The organism is Thiomicrospira sp., assembly GCF_014859555.1.
Classification (GTDB): domain Bacteria; phylum Pseudomonadota; class Gammaproteobacteria; order Thiomicrospirales; family Thiomicrospiraceae; genus Thiomicrospira.
Window position 1 is genome coordinate 1 of sequence record NZ_JACUTY010000114.1, and the last position, 2,297, is coordinate 2,297.

At 43.7% G+C, this 2,297-nt stretch carries 2 protein-coding genes; both read left to right on the plus strand.

All coding sequences use genetic code 11. The features are described 5' to 3' along the window. The coding region (locus IBX48_RS10290) for a porin (protein ID WP_296834243.1) at positions 1–1,028 on the plus strand (1,028 nt) is incomplete at its 5' end. Positions 1,029–1,213: 185 nt separating this feature from the next. Then, on the plus strand, positions 1,214–2,242 hold the full coding sequence (locus IBX48_RS10295) for a porin (RefSeq protein ID WP_296834246.1): 1,029 nt from the start codon (positions 1,214–1,216) through the stop codon (positions 2,240–2,242). Positions 2,243–2,297: the final 55 nt, after the last annotated feature.

The following is a 2,297-nucleotide window of genomic DNA, read 5'->3' on the forward strand; positions in this document are numbered from 1 at the left end:
AGAATATTCTAGCTATCGCTATCGCATCTGCCGTAGCCGCTCCAGTAGCCATGGCAAACGGTCCAACTCTTTATGGTCAAATGCAGGTAGAAATCGCCAGCGTAGACAATGGTGGATACGGTGATAACAACACTGGTGGTAAGCGTACAGGTGTTACGACTGATGAATCGACTCTTAAGATGGGTGACAACAAACGTGGTCGTTTAGGCATCAAGGGTTCTGAAGACCTAGGCAATGGTTTACAAGCGATTTACAACTTCGAATGGCAAATCGACACCGCTAACGGCAATATTGCTGATGGCCAACGTGTTGGTATGGTCGGTTTAAAAGGTGGTTTTGGTACCTTCGAAGCGGGTCGCATTAAAGTCCCTTACAAATATGCTGGTGGTGTTAAGTATGACCCATTTGTCACCACTTATTTAGAAGCACGTAAAAGTGGTGGTATGTCAGCTAGCGCGTTTGGTCACAATAGTTTTTGGGACAACTCTGTCGCTTATAAAAACGACTTTGGCAATGTAAATGTATGGATTGCTTATGGCGTAGATGGCGGTAATGGGGATGATTTTTCAGGTAATAGCGGCGACCTTTCAGCAGCGGTAACTTACAAAGCGAACAACTTCGAAGTTTTTGCTTCGACTGCAATGGATTCTGACCAGCAGAGCTCTGATAATGATCTAGATACTGATTTCGCATACACTGCTAACAAAGTAGGTGGTCAATATAAAATGGGCAACCATACTTTTTCAGCTCAGTATGAAATGATTACAAATGAAAATGCTGCTGGGACTAATGAAGACTCAACCGTTGCTTTCCTAGGTTATCAAATGAAAATGGGCGCAACAACCTTAGTCGCTCAACTAGGTCAAACAGATGATGACAATGATGCTAAAGATACTGACTACATGGCGCTAGGTGCAATCCACAGACTATCTAAGAAAACCCGTGTTTTCGGTGGTTACCGCAACTCTGATCGAAATGATGGAACTGATTACACCGCTATCACAGCTGGTTTAAGAATCGACTTCTAACAAATTTAGATAGTTAATCTTATATAAAAGGGGCGTTTAGCCCCTTTTTTGTTTCTACACACAAAGTAGCATTTAAATACAAACCCCCTCCTTCCCTCTGTATAATTTCGATAATAAAATCTATTTCAACCTATTTTAAAATACAAGCAAATATAAGTTTAAGTTAAACCATGGGATCCACTAAGATGAAAAAGAATATTATTGCGTTAACCCTGCTATCAAGCATCAGTTCAACCAGTGTATTGGCGGCTATGCCCGAATTATATGGCGAGTTCAATGCCGCTATCGAAAGCGTTGACAACAGCGATACGTCCAATATGGATATCGTAAATCGCTATTCGCACTTTGGCTTTAAAGGATCAGAAGACTTAGGTAATGCCTTACGCGTGATCTATCAACTCGAAGTCGAGTTCAACCTCGCCAACCCCACCGCCGATTCAGATTTAATCGGTGAGGCCAGAAACACTTTCTTTGGCTTAGCCGGTGGCTTCGGTAGCGTTATTTTAGGTCGCATGGACACACCATTGCGCATGATTGCGCCTACCGACGGATTTGAAAAATCGGCTTATGCCGGCAACTACTCAGAAACCTTTAATGGCGGTTTAGACGGTGAAGATCGTTTTGATGAAACCTTTGCTTATTATTCACCCCGTTTTTACGGCGTGTCATTTGCTTTGGCCTTGTCTGGCCAAGAAAATTTAGCCGCCGCCGAATCCACCACGACACGAAAAGAACAATCCTTATCTAACGCGAGCTCGTTTTCCTTGTCTTATGGTTCTAAACGCTCAGGCTTTTATGCCGCCGCCGCCTATACCGCGACCGGTAAAACATCACAAACTGGTAGTATTGCAGAAAGTACCTTAGATCCAACTGAAAAACGTGGGGATGTAAGTCGAGCAGTACTTCAATACAATCAAGTTGGTTTGACAACTTCGCTTCTTTACAATGCACAAGCGGATGTAGGCCAATCTGTCACAGTTGGCATTGCCTATCGCATGGGCCAAATGACACCACGCGCTAAAGCCGCAATAGTAAACTACGATGAAGTTGGCACCGATACTCAGGAAGACAGCGCTACTAACTACGCGCTTGGACTAGATTTCTCACTTGGCAAAAAAACCCGTACCTATGTTGAATACGCGTCTCTCGCAAAAGGCAACAACGACGAAAAACAAACGAAAGTGGTGACCTTTGGCCTTGAACACAAGTTCTAATCTAACGCTGTCCTAGACAGTTAAGATTAAACCCAAAACCCCGCCCTCAAACGCG

Coding starts and splice junctions, on each gene's coding strand:
- IBX48_RS10295 (WP_296834246.1), top strand. CDS start 1,214: ATGAAAAAGAATATTATTGCGTTAACCCTGCTATCAAGCATCAGTTCA.